This window comes from Nocardia sp. alder85J, from assembly GCF_020176955.2.
Classification (GTDB): Bacteria; Actinomycetota; Actinomycetes; order Mycobacteriales; family Mycobacteriaceae; genus Nocardia.
The window spans coordinates 483,670-502,161 of the sequence record NZ_JAIUCZ020000007.1 but is presented as its reverse complement, the minus strand read 5'-3'; the positions used below and the strand labels follow the sequence as shown (position 1 = coordinate 502,161).

Genomic DNA, 18,492 nt, shown 5'->3' with positions numbered 1-18,492 from the left:
ATCTAGCAAGCTGACCGGTTCGGCACGAGTGTGGCGTTCATTTGCCGCCGTGCCCGTAGGCGAGCAACTTGTACTGTGCCGCGGTGCGTTGGTAGAGCTCCTGGATGTTGAGGGAGTCGACCGCGGCGACGTAGCGATCGTAGATCGCGAAACAGGTGGGCGGGGCGTTCCAATCGGTGTCCTTGCTGTCCGGCTGCTTGAAACAGTGCACGCCGGGCATGTTCGGCGGGCCGTCCATGGGAACCCAGACATCGTCGTGCTCCTTCGCCAGGGCGGCGGCCAGCCGGGTTGCCGCGGCGGCGTCGCGGGTCCGGTAGATCTGTGTCGCCGCGGCGGACATCTCGTCGACGCCGGCATCGTCGAAGGCGGCCTTCACCAGATCCGGGCGATTGGCGGAATGCAGTGCCGCCTGCCGCGGGTACACCCCCTCCGGGTCCATTCCCCCCGGCGGTGCGTCCTTGTCGAACGGCAATGTGCGGCTGAGCATTCCGTCGACATCGAGGGGTAGTGCGGCGAACTTGTCCGCCGGCGTCTCGGAATAGCCCGCTATCGCCGAATTCCATTTGTCCAGAGCATTTTTCGCGATATCGGCCAGCGGCGCCACATCGAAGGGGATGCTGACCGGATCGACCAATTGCAGGATCAACAGCAGATCGTTGCGCAGGCACCACACCGTGAGGATGTTGTAGCCGACGCTGTTCTGGGTGACGATCGCGGTGGCGGCCGGGTAGCCGGTGAGGGTGACCGGTCGGCTCGGCACCTGACTCGACATGTTCTTGACGGCCGCGGCCGCGTGGTCGGCGTCGGTGAAGCGCAGTGTGTCCATGTTCAGCACCCGGCCCATGCTCGAATCCAGGCGGCGCTGCCCGGTGGTGGTCCAGCCCACCACCAATCCCGGTGCGACGGCGTTGAAATTGTCGTCGACTCCGATGCCGAAGTACACGGGATGGTTCTTCGCGGCGAGATTCCGGGCATAGGAGGGGTGCGGCTCGTAGATGAATCTGCTGTCCACGTCCATGGCCAGCGGCACGACGCCGCCGATCCGGATCGCCTCGCGGACATAGCCCGAATCGTCGGTCCGGGTCTTCTCGATGTCGACCGGCGTGCCCGGATAGTTCCCGGAATCGATCTTCGAGACATCGATGATCGGCGGCCCGGCGGCTGTGTTCTCGTGGCCGCCGCATGCGGCGCCGGTGATCAGGACGGCTACGGCGGTGGCGCAGGCGAGGACGGTACGGGTGCGGTGTCCGGCAGGTTGCATGGGTTTCACTCGCTCCTCGCGAGGATCGCGTACTGGGCGGCGGCGCGTTCGTACAGCCCGGTGGGACTGGGCCGGGCCATCGGGAACCGATCGAACACGGCGGCGACGTATCGGTCGTACACGACCACACAGAAGGCGTCGTACATCCGGTTCGAATCCCTCGCATCCAGTCGCACACAGGTGGCGTCCGGCAGGCCGGGCGGCGGATCCAGCAGGTCGTCGTTCTTACCGGTTTCGGTCAGCGTCTGCTGCAAGCGGAACGAGGCGGCCAGATCACGGGTCCGGTAGAGCACTCCGGCGCGCCGCGCGACGGCGTCGACACCGTCGTCGCGGAAGGCGTTGCGGACATCGATCGGATTGCGCTCGTAGTGCAATTCGGCGGCCGGATCGTAGATGCCGAAATCGAAAGTGTCCGTGAACGGATCGCTGTAGTCCTTCGCGCGCGGCGCGGCCCGGCGCATCAGGCCGCTCGGGTCGGCATCCAGGTCCAGCAGATCGTCCAGCGGGGTCGGCTGCAACTTCTCCATCTTGGCGAACTGGAGGTCGATGGTCCTGCCGGTCAGTACGGCCAGGGCATGCTGATCCGGAGTGGGAATCCGGGTACTCGCGATGAACACGTACGGTCCGTGTGCGATGAATGCCGTCGCGGCGGCGTCCTCGGGTGAACTCGCATGCGCGTCCGGATGATTGTCGATGGTGAGCGGGTGCCGGCCCGGATTGGAATCGTTCTCGATCCGGCCGAACTGATCGGCGGCCTGGCGGGCCGCGTCCTCGGTGGGGAAACGCAGCAGCCCGGAGATCACCTTCTTCCGGCTCCGGAGATTGCCGTTGGTCCGGGACACGTAGGCCCCGGCCAGCACCTGGTAGGTCTCACCGATCGGGGCGAAGACCTTGGGGATGCCGTCGTCGGCGGTCATGTCGGTGCTGGAGGAGATGAGTTTCACCGTCGAGGGCGCCGTGTCGTCCGGGTCGACGTCGAACGGGTGGACCAGATAGCCGAGCATGCGCCGCGATTCGATCATCCGGAAATCGCCCGAATCGTCGTTGTATCTCGGCTTGTAGGCGGTCGGCTGGGTGGCGAACGATCCGGTGCGCAGCTTGGTGATGTCGACGGTGGTCAGACCGGGCCGGGCATGTCCGGTCACGCCGGGCGAACAGCCCTGCACGGTCACGGTGGTGATCAGGACGATCAGTGCCAATGCCGAGATCGCCCCGAGGAATCGCTTGGTACGGGGTTCGAGAGTATCCATCATCCGGCCTCTTTCACGCGGCCGTCAGGAGAATGTACTGAGCGGCGGTCTTCTGATAGAGGTCCTGCACATTCTTCGCCGCGGTCTGCACCAGGTAGCGGTCCACCTGCATCACACAGAGATTCATGATCGTGGCACCCTGCTCGGTGAGGTCGGAGTAGCACTCGATCCTGGCGTTCAGGCCTTTGGGGGGATCGTCCATCCGCTGGGTCGATGTGAGATGGGTGGAGGGCTGATCGTCCTGCCACAACGCCAGCGCGCCCTTTGCGGTGCGGCTGCGGAATACGCCGCCGTCGCCGAAGGCGATGAGGTCCAGATCCCCGGTCTTCAGGAAATCCAGGTCACCGGACTGCATTCCACTGGTCGCGCCGCGACCGGTGTACACACCGTCGGGGTCGGCGCGCAGGGGAAAGTCGGGATTCGTCGGCAGGGTCCGGCCCAGCAACCCATCCGGATCCATGTCGATGTTCATGATCTGGTCGGACGGAGTGGGTGTGAACTTGTCGAGCAGCGGGAGTTCGGTGTCGATCATATGCTCGGTCTGGGACACCAGAGCGGGCAGATCCGGCGCGGTGGTGTCGTCGACGAGCTTGATGAAGACCACATACCGGTCGTGCACCGTCCAGGAACCGATCGAGGAGATGGCCGGACGCCAATGTGCCTTGCCGTCCGGGTGATTCGGCAGTCCGACCGCGACGTTGTCGACGTTGTACGTGAAATCGTCGTGTTCCAGGGTCGGCCCGACATCGGCGGCGATCGCCGCGCTGGGGAATTCCAGCACCGCCATATGCAACTGCTTGGTCTGACCGTTGGGGTCGGACTTCGTCGCCATGGCGGTCTGCCAGCCCGCGACCAGATCCTTGGCGACGTCGTCGAAGGTGTCGTTGATGACGAGTTTGCCCATGCCCTTCTGGTTGAGCACGAGGTGCTGCGACAGCCCGATATCGTCGTCGGTGTAGGCCGGATCGGCCTCCGAGGGCAGCGCCACGAAATCGGCCAGCCGCTGTGCCTCGCGAGTTCGGGCCTGCTTCAAGGTTTTCGCATGCGGGACGACCCGCGGCTTGATCGGATAGTTCCCCACGTCCAAGGCGGAGGCATCGGATGCCTGCCGCACGGGGTGCCCGGAGACATCGGCGCCGCAGGCGGTCGCGGCCGACAGGATCGCTCCCGCGGCGAGCAGTGCACCGGCCGCCCTGGCGATCCGGGACTCGGCAATGAGTGTCATGTCCTCCCCCTCCGCTAGGTCTCGCGGCATCCTACGACAGTCGCGACCGATGAAACCGACCTAGCGGTTGATTCGGATGGCCCGGATCGCGAGCCGAGTCGCTCATCCCGGAAGTTTTGCTCTGTCGGCCTCATCCGGCGCGCGGCGCACGCCGGTGACCCTTGTGTAGTCACCACATCCCTCCCCGTGTCCCGGCCGTGGGAGCCGATCCACCGGGCCCGAGCGTATCGAACCGGCCGCCGCGGCGCTCGTGGATATGGCCGGTGGTGGGGTGTGGACGACGGTGGACGAATTCGGCGGCGGCGACCGCCCGGTCCGGGCTGCTACTGTCGGAATTCCCCCCTCGACGAGGATGACCTGGTGAATTTCGTCCCCCGCGTGCTGCTGTTCGTCTTGATTCCGGCGGTATTGTTCGCCGTCCCCTGGTGGGTGCTGGTCGGCTCGGCCGCCGCCGGCCCGCTGTTCTGGATCGGTTCGGCGCTGTTCCTGCTCGCCTGTGCCGCGCTGCCGGCGGGCATGCTGCTCGGGCACGGGCCGGCGGAGTCGGACGCCGCCTCGCTCGTCGGCGACACGTTGCTCGGTGTCGGGTGGGTGCTGTTCACCTGGTCGGTGCTCGGCGTGGTGCTGCGCGCCGTGCTGGCGGTGGCCGGGGTGCACGGCGCCGCGGGGCCCGTCGCCTGGGGTGTGCTCGCCGTGTCCGTGGCACTGGTGGGGTACGGGATCTTCGAGGCGCGGCGGGTGCCGCGGGTGCGGACGGTCGAGGTGCCGATCGCCGGGCTCGGGCGCGGGCTGGACGGGCTGCGGGTGGCGCTGCTCACCGACACCCACTACGCGGCGACGAACCGGCTGCGCTGGTCGGAGCGCGTGGTCGAGGTGGTGAATGCGCAGCACCCCGACATCGCTTGTCACACCGGCGATCTCGCGGACGGTTCGGTGGCGAAGCGCAGCCGTCAGGTGGATCCGCTGGGCAAGGTGTCCGCCGAATTCGGCCGGTTCTACATCACCGGCAACCACGAGTATTTCGGGGATGCGCTCGGCTGGATCGAACACATGAGGTCACTGGGCTGGCAGCCGCTGCACAACCAGCACGAGGTGGTCGAGCGCGGCGGCGACCGGCTGGTGCTGGCGGGCATCGACGATCCGACCGGTACCGGACTGCCCGGCCACGGGCCGAATCTCGCTGCGGCGCTGGCCGATGCGCCGGCGGCGCCGGTGCTGCTGCTGGCCCATCAGCCCAAGCAGATCACCGCCGCCGTGGAAGCCGGTGTGGCATTGCAGATTTCGGGGCACACGCACGGCGGCCAGATCTGGCCGTTCCACTATCTGGTGCGCCTGGATCAGCCGGTCGTCGCGGGGCTGAGCCGGCACGGCGACACCCAGCTGTACACCAGTCGCGGCACCGGCTTCTGGGGACCGCAGTTGCGGGTGTTCGCGCCCAGTGAGATCACCGTCCTCGTGCTGCGCAGCGCGGAGCGCTGATTCCGCCCAGCGCGGACCGCTGATTCCCCGCGGTGGGAACCGCTACGGCCCGACGCGGACGCTGCGGACGAAACTCTCGCAGGCTTCCTCCGGTGGTGCCGATCCGGATTCGTACTGGCAGCCGACGCTGACCTGGACGCCGGAGTCGATGAGTACCTGCCAGCGCACGGTGGTGCCGTCGCCGGGGAACTCCTCGTAGGACAGGCCGCGATGGTCGCCGAAGGCGGTGTCGCGGTGCAGTTCCCCGACGGTTCCGGGTGGCCGCCGGGCGATCTGCCCGGCCAGGGTGTCGGCGACGTCGCCGGGGCTCGCGCCGACGGCCAGCGGTCGCTGGATCAGTGTGATGCGTTGTCGCACAGCGTTGTCCGGGACCAGATCGACGCGTGACCCGGTCTGCGCGTCCGCCTGGTGCCAGCCGGTCGGGACCTCGGCCCATACCCGGTCCGACAGCCACCGGCCCGGGGCGGCGGTGTTCGTGGCGGCCGGTTCCGGGGTAGCGGATGACGAGGCGGCCGCGGGCGCCGGTGCGGTGGCGGGTTGCGAGGCGGCGGCCGCGGGTACCGGTCGGGCGGCGGATCGATGGTGCGCGATCGCCGTCGCGGCGGCGGCGATCACGACGAGCGCGACGGCGGCCGCGGTTACCCGCCACCACCTGCGGCGGGTGGGCGGGCCGTGCAGCGCGGCGGCGTGGTCCCGCAGTGATCCGTTCCGCCACGGTGTCCGGCCGAGGCGGACCGGGCCGCGACCCTCGCCGCGGCCGCGCGGTGAGGAAAAGGCCCCTCCCGCACGATGTTCCGGGTGATCGCCGGGAAGCAACAGGTCCGCGCCGGATATCGTCCGGACGTCCACCGGGCAGCCGGGCACACCGGCGAGCGCCGTGCGGACAGCCGCTCGGATGCTCGCGGCCGTCGTGCCCACCAGCAGTACGTGATCCGCTCGGTCGAGTTCCGGAAGCCGGGCCAGCATCGCGGCGATCGGGGCGGCGTCGCGCGCCGCGGGCAGGTCGTCGGTCCCGAAGGCGGGTTCGTGCTCACAGGCTTCGATCCAGGTCCGGGTGCCGGACCGGCCGGCCAGGGTGGCGGTGGTGGTCAGCGGATCCAGCTCCAGCACCACCACACGCTGTGCCGGACCGGTGCTCGCACCGAGCGAGACCGCCCGCAGCGCAAGCGGTTCCACGACGACATCGGCGGTGAGGCGGCGGGCCGCGGCCTCGACGGCCCGGTGCCGGCGGGTGCCCCAGTGCGTCGGTGTCACCACTGACAGCCGCCGGCACGGCGGCGGCAGGCGCAGGTTCGCCGGCAGCGCCGCCAGCACCTCCGAGACGGCCTCCGTCCAGCTGGGGATCGGTGAATTATCCTGTGCGCGAATGGGATCGAAGGCAATCCGGGCGGCTTCGGCCATCCGGACCACCGACACCGCCGGGGAGGGCGGCCGCAAGGGCGCCCCCACCACGAAATTCGTGCCGTCACTCGCGGGCATGATCGACGGTGGCCCGTCCCAGTCCGTGATCCGCGCGTGCGCGGATCGGCCCTCCCCGTGCGGTCGGCCGATCATGGTGTGCCGCTGCGACTTCGGTAGGTCGCGCAGGGTTTCGGCCGGGCTCGGCGGGTCGTCCGGCGACGCCGAGAAACCCCGGGCCCACAGCCGGGAATCGGTGAGGACGACATCGACGATCGACACGCTCGGCCCCCTGTCCGATCGATGCAACGGTCCAGGCAGCATAACCGGTCACCGGACGGGTCCGGCCGGGTTCACATGCTGTTGGCCAGCAGGGCGTACTGGGCGGCCGTCTTCTGCCGGATATCGGTGTCGTCGTCGCTGGACACCTCGGCGACATAGCGCCGATAGGCCAGGTAGCAGACATATTTCGGGCCCGGTCCGGTGGTGACGCCACGGCTGCCGCGTTGCAGGCAGCTGACACCGGGGACGGGGCTGCCCAGCGGTCCGGCGGTGACGTATCCGGCGGTGCGGGCGCCGACCAGGCCCCCGACCAGCCGGGTCGCGGCCGCCGGGTCGCGGGCACGGATCACCCGGCCGTCGTCGACCAGCGCGACTGCGTCGACACCGGCGTCGCCGACCGCGGTCTGCACGGTGGGTTCGTCGTCGGCGCCGGACACCAGCGCCACGGGACCGTAGACGGCGAAATTGATCGGATCGGGTGTCCGATTGTCCCGGTTGGTGACCAGCACCCGGGCGAGCAGGCCGTCCGGGTCGACCTGGAGCGTGCTCACCTGGGGTGTCGGCGTCGGCTGGAAGGTGTCCAGCACCGGGATCTCGGCATCGAAGGTCTGCTGCACCAGATTCAGCAGGACCGCCGGATCGGCCACCGGGGCCTGGATGTACGGCGCGAGCACGAACTCGTCGTGCGCCAGGAAGGCGCCGACGGTGGGGACGCCCGGCCGGTAGTGGATGTCGGCGTTCGGATAGCGGGAGAGGTTCAGCGGCTGGTTCTGATCAGGGGCCACCAGGAAGTCGGCGGTCTCCAGCGCCGAGGCGGCCCGCTTCGCCGTGTTCGCGTCGGGGAACCGCAGCACCAGATTGCGCACGACGGTGGCGGCGGGGCCGGGGTCGGTGCCGCCGGGCGGGACGCCGCGATCGGCGCCGACGGTGGCGAATCCGCCGATCAGGTTGTACTGGTCGAGGACCGGTTTGTCCGCGTCGGCGAGGTAGTTGCCGGAGTCGTCCTCGGTGTCGGCGCCGGATTCCAGTCCGACGTCCAGCTTCGGATCGATGCGGACGCTCGGCACTACCGCGACCGACATGCGCATCGCCTCGAGCAGGCCGCCGTTGCTGCCGGCGTTCTGGTCGTAGTGGTGGCGGTCGACCGGATAGGTGCCGACATCCAGTGTGCGGACATCCATCTCGGCGGGCAGCGGGTGACCCGGATGGGTGCACGCGGTCAGTGCGGCGGCGCAGGCGCAGGCGATGACGAGGCGAAGAAGCGGCGAACAAACCATCTCGGACCCCGGATATCTCGGCGGCGGAACAGGACGGGTCAGAAGTTGTTGGCCAGCAGGGCATAGGCCGCTGCCACCCGATAACGCACGTCGGCCGCGTCGTCGGTGCTGATCACCTGCACGAAGCGATGGTAGGGAACGTAACAGCGGTAACGGTTCTCGTGTGTGGCGTCGCCACGGGCGTTGAGCTGCAAGCACTTCACGCCGGGGACGGTGTTCGGCGCCTCGGCGGCATCGTATTCCGGGCCCGCGGAGGCCGCGAGGCCGTCGACCAGCCGTCCGGCCGCGGCCGCGTCGCGCACCCGCAGCACCGAACTGCCGTCGGCGACGGCGAGCCCGTCGAGGCCGGTGTCGTCGACGAGTTGCTGCCGGGTGGTCTCGTCGCCGGAGATGTCGATCATGGCCGGGGCGCCGTAGTAGGCGAACCGATCCGGGTCCGGAGTGCGGTCGGAGCGGTCCTTCACCACCGTCCGGGCCAGCAGGCCCTCGGGATCCACCGGCAGCGCGCCGAGGCGATCCGGCGGGGTGGCCTCGAACCGGTCCAGCACGGGAACCTGCGCGTCCAGCGTCTTGCGCACCCAGCCGAGCAGGTCGGCCTCGTCGGCGGCGGGCCGCTGGATGAACAGCGAGATCACGAATTCCTTCTGCGCCATGAAGGTTCCGATGCTGGCGATGCCCGGTCGGTAGTGGATATAGGCGCTCGGGTACTGCGGCAGCGTGAGTTTGCGGTTGAGGTCCGGTGCGACGCCGAAATCGGAATCCTCGAGCTGGGTCGCGGCCTGCTTGGCGGCGGTGGCGTCCGGGAAGCGCAGCACCAGCGTGGTGACGGCGGTCGCGCCCGGCCCCGGGCCGTCGGCGCCCGGCGGGTCGGCCCGGTCGGCGCCGGCGGTGACATAGCCGGTCACCAGCTTGTTGCGGTCCAGTGCCGGACGGGAGACCCCGGCCAGCAGGTGCGCGGTGGCATCGCGGCTGTCCACGATGACCCGGCCGCCCTGGCCGACGTTCAGCGAGGCGTCGACGCGGATGGTCGGCACCACCGCGGCCGACATCCGCATGCCTTCCAGCAGTGCGCCTTTGGCGCCGCCGGCCTGGTCGTAGTGATGCCGGTCGACCGGGTACGGGCCGACGTCGAGGGTGCGGACGTCGATCTCGCTCGCGGTCGGAGTGCCCGTCACGCCGCAGCCGGACAAGAGTGCGACCACGGCGACACCGGCGAGGACGAGTGGTGTGCGAATGTTGCGGTGCAAGGCGACCGCCCCCGTTCCTGCTGCTTTCCTGCCTTAGAAATTTACCCGAGCGTGGGGGCCGAGGGCGACCACTCGAATTCCGGGGCCCCTGCCGGGATGCCCTAACCTGGTTCCTATGGTGAGGACGGCACGTGCCGGCAACGGGAGCTGATTCGATTGCTGGATCAGCAGGTCGAGATTGTCCCGGGCAGGCACGTCGTGGTGCGTGTCGCGGGGGCGATCGTGCTCGTCGCGCGGCCCGAAGCGGGCGCGGTGACAGCGGATTCGACCGAGATGCGGGTGGCCGAGGCCCTGGCCCAGCTGGTATCGGAGGCGGCCGAGCACGATCCGGCCGGGCCGGGCCGGTCGGTGGCCCGCGCGGCCACCCAGTGGCTGATGCGCGATGCGGAACAGCTGACCGGCGGGCAGCCGATCCAGCTGGGCATCCTGTCCCGGGCCGACGGTGACGGGCTGGCCATCTTCCTGCACGGCGCGGTGACCGCACTGCTGGCCGGCGAGCGGGGCACCGAGTATCTGCGCGGGGTGGACGCGGCCTTCACCGTCGATCGGGTGGTGGCGGCGCCGCAGCAGGCGGCGGTGCTGTTCGCCGACGATTCGCCGGGCCGGTTGCCCGACCTGCCGGTGCGGGGCATCGGCTCCCTGGTGGAGGGGGTGGCCCCGGCCGCGGCGGCGATCGTGTGGTTCGAACGGGAGCGCTCCCGCGCTCGGGACCGGGCCCGGCCGGAAACCGGTGTGCAGCCCGAGATCGCGGTCCAGCCCGATCTCGTCGCCCGGCCGGAGACCGGCGCCCGGCACCAGGTGGTGCAGCTCGCTCCGATCATCCTGCCCACGGCGACGAATCGTCCGAGCCTGACCGGCCAGCTCCCCCCGGTCGATCAGTACCCGCTGCCGGTCCAGCGGGCACCGGCCGACCAGCCGCCGGGGCAGCGTCAGCCGCTGGATCAGCTCCCACCGGCCGATCACCGATCGGTGGCGGACCCGCTGCCGCCGACCGGCCAGCGATCGCAGGCGGACCAGCTCCCGCCGGCCGATCAGTGGTCGCAGGCGGAGCAGGCGTCGGCCGACCAGTGGCAGCGGGCCGATCAGCCAGGGGCCGATCAGTGGCCACCGGCGGATCAGTTGCCGCCGACCGGCCAGCGGCCGTTGGTGGACCAGTTGCCGCCGACCGGCCAGCGGCCGTTGGTGGACCAGTTGCCGCCGACCGGCCAGCGGCCGTTGGTGGATCAGCTGCCGCCGACCGGGCAGCGGCCGCCGCAGGATCAGTTGCCGCCGACGGGCCAGCGGCCCCTGGTGGATTCCGGGCACCGGCCGGACCGGCAACCGTCGTTCGATCAGCTGCCACCGACCGATCAGCTGCCGCCGGTGGACCAGCCCGAGGGGGCGGCCTACGCCGGCGGCCCGGCCTTCGACCCGTTCCTGGAGCAGACCGAATTGTCGGCCCCGCGTCCGGTGGCGTCGCGTGCGGGCACCAACCCGTCGCCGCCGCCGGATCCGGATCTGGAACGCCGCATCGAGGAGACCACCAAGGCCACCAAACTGACCGCCAACGTGCTCGGATTCACCTGTGCGCGAGCGCATCCCACCGACCCGCGGGCGGCGTTCTGCACCGTCTGCGGTATGCCGGTGGACCAGACGCAGCAGCTGATCGAGGTGCTGCGGCCCCCGCTGGGCGTGCTGGTGCTCGACGACGGCACGGTCTTCCCGGTGGTCGCGGACGCGGTGCTCGGCCGCGACCCGGAGAACTCCGAGCCCGCGCGACAAGGGTTGCTGCCCTGGCGGATCGAGGACGCCTCCGGTGGCATGTCCCGCGCGCACGCCGAGATCCGGCTCACCAATTGGGATGTCATGATCGTCGACCGCGGCTCCACCAACGGCACCCGCGCCCGGCTGCCCGGCTATCGGGATTGGATTCGGCTGCAACCGAATCAGCCGCTGACGCTGGTGTTCGGTGCGGAGGTCATGCTCGGCAACCGGATGCTGCGCCTGGAGCCGGCCGCGCCGCCGCCGTTCGGCTGACGAAACGAGTTCACGCGTAGCGGGATTCGCAGGTCTGCCGACTGCCCAGCACCCCCGCGCGGAAGGCGTCGACCCGGGAGAATCCGCTCGGCACCGTGCGCCCGTCCACATCGCTGGCCGCCAGGCCGTCGCTGAGCAGGCCGGACACCGCCTTGTCCAGATCGCCGACCGACAGCGAGATCTCCCCGCTGCCGGCGGCCGATCGCGCCGGGTCGGCGAGCTTCGCGGTGATCACCCCGGACAGGCAGGCCGCCCGCAACGCGGGCTTGGGCCCGGCCAGCGCCTGATGGGCGCTCTCCTGCACCGCCAGCGCGTACCGCGACACCAGCACGATGTACGCGTTGTAGTCGCCGCCGATGCGCGTCGGGAACTCGTCCGAGCCGGCGTCACCGGGCGCGCCGCGGCGGGCCAGCGCGGGCAGATCGATGCCGATGGTGTTGGTGGCCGGGCAGTAGGTCACCGGCCGGGTGTCGGCGCCGTCGAGACAGTGCAGGGTGGCGCCGTGATAGTCGTAGGTCGGTTCCTTCGGGATCGGCAGCACCGCGGCCATCGCCTTGGTCAGCTCCACCAGATTGCTCTTGGAGACCTCGGTTTCGCCGTTGTCGTCGTCACCGAAGCTCTGCGGCAGATTCTTCCGGCGCCGGTTGATGTCGCGCATGTCGATCGCCTTGCACGCGGCGGGTCCGTCGGTGAAGCCCATCTGCACCGCGGTCACCCGCTCGAACGCCGAGCCGTGCACCGCCTCCGCGTCGCCGGGATCGGCGTCGCGGATCGCGACCGTGGCGGCCAGCACCTTGTTGAGCCCGTCGGAGGTGTTGATCGTGAAGTGCGGCGCCCCGCCCGCGGCCACGTGCCGGATGAACACCCCGGCGAAGCAGTCGGCCTGCTGCTCCTTGACCAGCACCGGATCGCCGCCGGCGACCAGATGCGCCATGTTCTGCACGGCGTGGCCGTATTCGTGGGCGAGCACCATCACCACGGCCATCGGGCCGAAATCGTCGTACATCATCGGCAGCAGTTCGCCGCGGTCCCAGCCGATGGTGTTGTCCAGGCGGCAGTACGCGGCGTTGATCAGTTGATCGGTGCTCTCCTGGCAGAACGGGCCGTCACCGGGTTGTGGCGTCCGGGCGTCCCAGGACCGGAAGGTGGTGACCGGCGTGAAGGCGCCGGTGCTGAAATCGCGGTGGAATTCGCCCTGCCAGAAGCTCTGGATGTCGTCCAGGGCATCGAGGGCGAGCCGGTCCATGTCGCCGTGGTCGGCGCCGACGGCGGTGAGGGTGGTGTCCGGGACGCCGGGCCGCGGGCCGCTGGGCCCGTTGGTGGTCGGCAGTCCGGCCACCTGGAACGGGTCGTCGTAGATCGATACCGCGTGACCGCCCACCGTCGCCGCGCAGCCGGACAGCGCCACGGCTGTCGTGAGCAGCCCGGCGAGCGCCGACATCACCTGGCGTTTCGCCACCTTCATGCACCCCCGGGGCCGAGCTTTCCGCAATTACCGCCCCGGGTAGGTGGAATCGGCGGAAACTTCAGGGCTCCACCTGTTCCGGGCCAGCGATTAGGGTAAGACACTATGTCATCACCGGGGGCGCCGAAGATCACTGTGCGCTATGAGGGAACCGACCGCACGTTCGACGGCGGTCAGCAGATCACGTTGGGCCGCGCACCGGAAGTGACGCTGTTCGTCGACAGTCCGCTGGTGTCCCGGGTGCACGCCACGCTCGTCTGGCAGGGCAGTGCCTGGGTACTCACGGACAACGGCAGTACCAACGGGGTATTCGTGGACGCGCAGCGGCTGACCCGGCCGGTGGCCGTCGATCGGCCGATGCTGGTGCGGCTGGGCGACGCGATCAACGGGCCGCTGCTGCACCTGGTTCCGCAGGCGCCCGCCCGGCCGCAGCCCCGGCCGGACCGGTCCGGACCGCCGTCGCAGCCGCAGCCGCACTACGCGCCGCCGCCGAATCGCGGCCCCGCGACCCCGGCGCGGCCGATGCCGCCGCAGTCCCGGCCGCAGTCGCGCCCGGACCACGAGCCGCGCTCCGATCGCACGCCGCGGCCGGACGACGGCCGGTACCCGAATCAGCCGCAGCGGCAGCCGGTTCCGACGGGGGCGCCGAGCGCCGACCTGGCCCCGCCGACCAATATGGCCCCCAACGTCAACATGGCTGTGAATGTCAATATGACGACGAAGGCCGACACCTCGGCACTACCGCCCGTGCGCGCCCGCGCCTCGACCGCACCCTTCGCGCGGGCCGACCGGATTCCCTCCGGCGGCTTGACCATCGGCCGGACCAGCGACAACCAGATCGTGGTCAACGATTCGCTGGCCTCGCGCCGGCACGCCCGCCTGATCCGCGGTGACCAGGGCATGGTGCTGGAGGATCTCGGCTCGGCCAACGGCACTTTCGTCAACGGCCGCCGGGAATCGCGTGCGGCGCTGCGGGAACGCGACATCGTCACGATCGGCAACATCGACTTCGTCGTCACCGACGGCGCGCTGAAGGTCCGCCAGAAGCCGGTCGCCGAACAGGGCCTGACCGTGCACGGCGTCGGATTCGTGGTGGAGGGCAACAAACATCTGCTCGTCGACGTCAACATGGGGGCCGGGCGCGGCACCCTCACCGCGCTGATCGGGCCCTCCGGCGCGGGCAAGTCCACGCTGTCGAAGCTGATCGCCGGATCCGTGCACCCGTCGGCCGGCGTGGTCACCTTCGAGGGCCGCGACCTGCACGCCGAATACGGCGCCATGCGCAGCCGGATCGGCATGGTGCCGCAGGACGACGTGCTGCACCGGCAACTCACCGTGCGGCAGGCGCTGGGCTTCGCCGCCGAGCTGCGACTACCTCCGGACACCAGCAAACAGGACCGCCGCCAGGTCATCGACGGGGTGCTGGAGGAACTGTCGCTGACCGAGCACGCCGACACCCGGGTGGACCGGCTGTCCGGCGGGCAGCGCAAGCGGGCGTCGGTGGCACTGGAACTGCTCACCGGTCCGTCGCTGCTGATCCTCGACGAACCCACCTCGGGCCTGGATCCGGCGCTGGACCGGCAGGTGATGATCATGCTGCGGGAGCTGGCCGACGCCGGGCGCACGGTGATCGTCGTCACCCACTCGGTGGCCTGCCTGGACATGTGCGATCAGGTGCTGCTGCTGGCCCCCGGCGGCAAGACGGCGTTCTGCGGACATCCCGGCGCGGTCGGCGACTTCCTCGGCACCAGCGACTGGGCGGAGATCTTCGCCCGGGTGGCCATGGACCCGGACCGGGCCTTCGCGAACTATCGCTCCCGGCAGGCCGCGGTGCCGCCGCCACCGGCCGCCGCACCTCGCGGCGAGACCGGCCGGCCGCCGAAATCCAGTGGCTGGAAACAGTTCTCGACGCTGTCCCGAAGACAGACCCGGCTGATCCTGGCCGACCGCGGCTATCTGGGGTTCCTGGTGGTACTGCCGTTCGTCCTCGGTGTGCTCTCGCTGGTGGTGCCGGGCAAGAACGGTTTCGCACCGGGTCCGCTGGCGCCGCTGCCGGACGGCAGCATGGTCCGCAGCGGCGGCGGCGAGACCCAGCAGTTGCTGGTGGTGCTGATCCTCGGCGCCTGTTTCATGGGGTCGACGCTGACCGTGCGCGATCTGGTCGGGGAGCGGCCGATCTTCTACCGGGAACGAGCGGTGGGCCTGCTGCCCTCGGCGTACCTGATGGCTAAGGTGGTGGTGTTCGGGCTGGCGGCGCTGTTGCAGGCGGCGGTGCTGGTGGCCATCGTGCTGTTCGGCAAGCAGCCGCCGGGCAAGGGCGCGCTGATCCCTTCGGGCAGTGCCGAGCTCTACATCGATCTGGCGTTCACGGCCGTGACCTGCGTGGTGATCGGCCTGCTGCTGTCGACGCTGGCGAAATCGAACGAGCAGGTGATGCCGCTGCTGGTCGTCGTGATCATGTGCCAGCTGGTGATGGCCGGCGGCATGATCCCGGTGACCAACCGGGTGGTGCTGGAGCAGCTGTCCTATCTGTTCCCGTCCCGCTGGGGATTCGCGGCGGGAGCGTCGACGGTGGACCTGCGGGGGCTGTTCGGCGGGGCCCAGCCCGACGCGCTGTGGCAGCACCAACCGGCGTTCTGGCTGCTCGATATCGGCCTGCTGCTGGTCATCACCGCGGTGCTGTCGCTGCTGACCTGGTCGCGTCTGCGACTGAAGAAGTCGGCGTCATGACGGTGGCGGTCGCATTGGGGACGGCCCCGAGCGCATCGGCGCGGCAGCAGGCACACTTATGGCTGTGACGGCTCGAGTTGGGGCGGTACATCTCGGTTGGGATGTGGTGTCCGTGGCCGCAGGCGGCGGTGGCATACCGATACGCCCGGTCCAGGTGGAAGGAACTTTTACGCCGCCGGCGTACCTGCTGGCGGATTCGACGGGGCGCCTGCACACGGCGAGCACCGAGATCCAGCGCCCCGATCTGGGCATCGCCGTCTCCGATGTCCGGGACATCCTCGGCCACTTGCAGATCCGGATCGCGGGGGCGACCTGGCCCGCGGAACTGGTGTTCCGCGCCCGCCTCTACAACCCGCTGGCGGCCGTGGGCAAACATCTGCGCGGTAAGCCGGACGTGGTGGCGCTGCCCTTCCCCGACGACTGGCCCGACGGCAAGGTGGAGGAGTACTGCCGCCTGGTCGAGCTGCTCGACGTGGTGACCGAGCCGTTGCCGGAGTCGGTGGCGCTGTCCGGGTACATGCGGGCGCTGGGGCTGGTGCAGGCGCCGCAGCCGGGGCGGTCCGGGGTGGGTGCGACCGGCGTCTACTCCGACGGCCGGAACTGCCTGGTGGTCGCGGTGCACGGCGACGACGAGCAGCCCACCGAATCGGCCGGGGTGCTGGTTCCGCCGGAGGCGACGCGGGAGGCGCACGCCGCCGACAACGTGGTGATCGAGGTCATGGCCGCGGCGCGCGCGATCGGCGCGGACACCTCCACGGTGCTGCTGTCCGGTAACGCGTGCTTCAACGACGCGCTGCGGCTGGCGTTCCAGAATCATCTCGGCCATCGGCTGCAACTGGCCGACCATCCCATGCACGCGCTGGTGCTGGGGGCGGCGCATCTGCTGGTCAGCGACAGTGAGCGGGCCGGTGAGTTCCCGCCGGCCGGTCCGTCCGGTGGCCCGGCGGGCACGCCCGGCTCGGGCGGATCCGGGCAGTCGTCGAATCAGCCTGCGCCACCGGCGGATCCGGGCCGTGGCCCGGGTGCGGCGGGGCAGCCGGCCGCACCCGGCGGCTACGGCCCGGCCGGGCCGACCGCCTCGGAGGCGGGGCGGCCGACGACGTCGGTCACGAGTCCGGGTGCGATGACCGCGATGCACGGCATGCCGATATCGGCGCACGGTCCGCACACCGGAACGGGGCACGGCTCGCGCGCCCAGCTGGTTCCGGCAGCGGCGGCGCGCGCGGTGCTGGGCGGGGTCGCCCATCCCGGGACGGTGGCCGATCCGACGGTGCTGATCGATCGCGGGGCGGGCCGGGCCGATCCGGCCGAGACGACCCGCCGGATCGGGCCGGGCCCCCGGCACGGCACCACCGGCGAGTCCCGCCCGATCGGGGTCATCCGGACCGGCGGTGGCGGGCGGCACGCGCTGCGCGATCCCGAGGACGAGCCGGAGACCGGCGAACAGGAGCCGATCGCGCCGGTCCGGGAACAGCCGAGCAGCCGGTTCACCCGGCCGCCGGCCGTCGTGCCCGAGGAGCCGGTGCCCGAGGCGGACCGGCCCGATCCGGAAGCCGGCCCGACGGCCCCGCCGCAGCCGGGGCCGGAGCAGCCCTGACCGGGCGATTGCCGATCGGAGCAGGGCGGCTGGTATCGTCACCTGCTGGTGTGCGGTACGTCGCGGTGTAGAACCGTGCTCGTCCCACGAGTCCCCGGGTCTCAACCGGCCGCCGGGGCCGCTCGACCGCCCTCCGGCCGGCAGTTATCCGACAGACAAGGGAAGTACTGTGCCTACGTACAGCCCCAAGGCAGGTGACGTCACCCGCACGTGGTACGTCATCGACGCCACCGATGTGGTGCTCGGCCGCCTTGCGGTGCAGGCTGCGAACATCCTGCGCGGCAAGAACAAGCCGACCTATGCCCCCAACGTCGACGGTGGCGATTTCGTCATCATCATCAACGCCGACAAGGTTGCCGTCTCCGGCAACAAGCGGCAGGACAAGCTCCTCTACACCCACTCGCAGTACCCGGGCGGTCTGAAGTCCCGTTCTGTCGGGCAGCTGCTGGAGACCCGACCGGAGCGTCTGGTGGAGCGTGCCGTCAAGGGCATGATCCCGAAGAACAAGCTGGGTAACCAGATCATCCGCAAGCTGAAGGTGTACGGCGGCCCGAACCACCCGCACACCGCGCAGCAGCCCGTTCCGTTCGAGATCAAGCAGGTGGCCCAGTGACCACTCCCGAGGAATTCAACGAGACCTTCGAGGGCGACGCCACCGCCGAGGTCGTCGACGAGGGCTACGCCTACGAGGCCGACACCGAGGCCGAGGGTGACGGCGAGGCCACCGCCTTCACTCCGGGCCCGATCGTGATCGACCGTCCGGTGCAGACCGTCGGCCGCCGCAAGGAGGCCGTCGTCCGCGTCCGCCTGGTTCCGGGCTCCGGCCAGTTCCAGCTGAACGGCCGCACCCTGGAGAACTACTTCCCGAACAAGGTGCACCAGCAGCTGGTCAAGTCCCCGCTGGTCACCGTCGAGCGGGTCGAGACCTTCGACGTGTTCGCCCGCCTGGTCGGCGGCGGCCCGTCCGGTCAGGCCGGCGCGCTGCGCCTGGCCATCGCTCGTGCGCTGATCGAGGTCACCCCCGAGGATCGCCCCGCCCTGAAGCGGGCCGGCTTCCTCACCCGTGACCCCCGCGCGACCGAGCGCAAGAAGTACGGCCTCAAGAAGGCCCGCAAGGCTCCGCAGTACTCGAAGCGCTGACCTTGCCGCGTGCGGCTGTCTCCATCCGGCGTCCATGTGGCATCGGGTGGAGTACGGTCGTCACGGCACCTGTACGAGAGCAGGCCCCAGCACCGATGGTTTTCGGTATCGCTGGGCGCCTGCTC

General features: G+C 70.2%; 13 protein-coding genes. 6 read left to right on the top strand and 7 right to left on the bottom strand.

Features of this window, described 5'->3' with window-relative positions; all coding sequences use genetic code 11:
* Window positions 1-37: 37 nt before the first annotated feature.
* Genes LBW94_RS28120 through LBW94_RS28110 form a run of 3 tightly spaced genes read right to left on the bottom strand, consistent with a single transcriptional unit; the run spans window position 38 to window position 3,736 of the window.
* Complete coding sequence (locus tag LBW94_RS28120) at window positions 38-1,261, bottom strand: hypothetical protein (RefSeq protein ID WP_225060294.1); 1,224 nt, start codon at window positions 1,259-1,261, stop codon at window positions 38-40.
* Window positions 1,262-1,266: 5 nt separating this feature from the next.
* Window positions 1,267-2,514 (bottom strand): hypothetical protein, encoded by a 1,248-nt coding sequence (locus LBW94_RS28115; protein ID WP_225060293.1) that lies wholly within the window; start codon window positions 2,512-2,514, stop codon window positions 1,267-1,269.
* Window positions 2,515-2,524: 10 nt separating this feature from the next.
* Window positions 2,525-3,736 carry a hypothetical protein gene (locus LBW94_RS28110; protein ID WP_225060292.1) on the bottom strand — a complete coding sequence of 404 codons (1,212 nt, stop codon included), beginning with the start codon at window positions 3,734-3,736 and terminating at the stop codon, window positions 2,525-2,527.
* A gap of 360 nt (window positions 3,737-4,096) precedes the next feature.
* Here LBW94_RS28110 and LBW94_RS28105 point away from each other — a divergent pair, with 360 nt between their 5' ends.
* The gene (locus LBW94_RS28105; RefSeq protein ID WP_225060291.1) at window positions 4,097-5,215 is read left to right on the top strand and encodes a metallophosphoesterase; all 1,119 of its coding nucleotides are present in this window, start codon (window positions 4,097-4,099) and stop codon (window positions 5,213-5,215) included.
* A gap of 42 nt (window positions 5,216-5,257) precedes the next feature.
* On the opposite strand, the gene LBW94_RS28100 is transcribed toward LBW94_RS28105, so the two are convergent.
* From LBW94_RS28100 to LBW94_RS28090, 3 genes are all read right to left on the bottom strand, one after another.
* Complete coding sequence (locus tag LBW94_RS28100; protein ID WP_266272276.1) at window positions 5,258-6,895, bottom strand: type VII secretion-associated protein; 1,638 nt, start codon at window positions 6,893-6,895, stop codon at window positions 5,258-5,260.
* 71 nt (window positions 6,896-6,966) lie between these two features.
* Window positions 6,967-8,172, bottom strand: coding sequence for a hypothetical protein (locus tag LBW94_RS28095; protein WP_225060289.1), 1,206 nt, complete (start codon window positions 8,170-8,172; stop codon window positions 6,967-6,969).
* Window positions 8,173-8,210: 38 nt separating this feature from the next.
* Window positions 8,211-9,347, bottom strand: coding sequence for a hypothetical protein (locus LBW94_RS28090; RefSeq protein WP_225060288.1), 1,137 nt, complete (start codon window positions 9,345-9,347; stop codon window positions 8,211-8,213).
* Window positions 9,348-9,575: 228 nt separating this feature from the next.
* Here LBW94_RS28090 and LBW94_RS28085 point away from each other — a divergent pair, with 228 nt between their 5' ends.
* Window positions 9,576-11,435 carry an FHA domain-containing protein gene (locus LBW94_RS28085; RefSeq protein ID WP_225060287.1) on the top strand — a complete coding sequence of 620 codons (1,860 nt, stop codon included), beginning with the start codon at window positions 9,576-9,578 and terminating at the stop codon, window positions 11,433-11,435.
* Window positions 11,436-11,445: 10 nt separating this feature from the next.
* On the opposite strand, the gene LBW94_RS28080 is transcribed toward LBW94_RS28085, so the two are convergent.
* Complete coding sequence (locus LBW94_RS28080; RefSeq protein ID WP_225060286.1) at window positions 11,446-12,900, bottom strand: metallopeptidase; 1,455 nt, start codon at window positions 12,898-12,900, stop codon at window positions 11,446-11,448.
* A 105-nt stretch (window positions 12,901-13,005) separates the two neighbouring features.
* On the opposite strand from LBW94_RS28080, the gene LBW94_RS28075 reads away from it, so the two are divergent.
* The 4 genes from LBW94_RS28075 (at window position 13,006) to rpsI (ending at window position 18,367) form a co-directional block, all read left to right on the top strand.
* Window positions 13,006-15,630 (top strand): FHA domain-containing protein, encoded by a 2,625-nt coding sequence (locus LBW94_RS28075; protein WP_225060285.1) that lies wholly within the window; start codon window positions 13,006-13,008, stop codon window positions 15,628-15,630.
* 154 nt (window positions 15,631-15,784) lie between these two features.
* Window positions 15,785-17,227, top strand: a complete 1,443-nt coding sequence (locus tag LBW94_RS28070) for a hypothetical protein (protein ID WP_225060284.1) — start codon at window positions 15,785-15,787, stop codon at window positions 17,225-17,227.
* 169 nt (window positions 17,228-17,396) lie between these two features.
* Window positions 17,397-17,840 (top strand): 50S ribosomal protein L13, encoded by a 444-nt coding sequence (rplM, locus tag LBW94_RS28065; protein ID WP_225060283.1) that lies wholly within the window; start codon window positions 17,397-17,399, stop codon window positions 17,838-17,840.
* Window positions 17,837-18,367: a 30S ribosomal protein S9 gene (rpsI, locus tag LBW94_RS28060; protein ID WP_225060282.1), complete on the top strand. Its 531-nt coding sequence runs from the start codon at window positions 17,837-17,839 to the stop codon at window positions 18,365-18,367. Before rplM ends, rpsI begins: the two co-directional genes overlap by 4 nt.
* The last annotated feature ends 125 nt before the right edge of the window (window positions 18,368-18,492 follow it).